Origin of the sequence: Pseudoalteromonas sp. SIMBA_162 (assembly GCF_046535955.1) — a bacterium.
Classification (GTDB): Bacteria; Pseudomonadota; Gammaproteobacteria; order Enterobacterales; family Alteromonadaceae; genus Pseudoalteromonas; species Pseudoalteromonas marina.
Map to the genome: position 1 here is coordinate 1 of NZ_JAWJBQ010001336.1, position 231 is coordinate 231.

Consider the following 231-nt stretch of genomic DNA (forward strand, 5'->3'; position numbering starts at 1 on the left):
GATGAATTTCGTACCCATATAAGCAAAATCTGCCCCCATTATTCTTGCCGCTAAAATATCACGCCCATCAGAAATTCCGCCAGCTAAAATCGTGTATCCCTTCCAAAACTCACGAACCGCATCTAAAAAGGCAAAAGGATTCAACGTTCCACCATGCCCCCCAGCACCAGCACATACGAGGATTAACCCATCAACATTGGCCTCTGCTGCTTTTTTTGCATGCTTTAATGT

Annotated in this window: 1 protein-coding gene; it reads right to left on the bottom strand. The window is 44.6% G+C overall.

The features are described from left to right. Positions 1-231, bottom strand: a 231-nt coding sequence (locus R0J88_RS23980; protein ID WP_410901454.1) for an NAD(P)H-dependent flavin oxidoreductase, incomplete at both ends; no start/stop codon positions are given.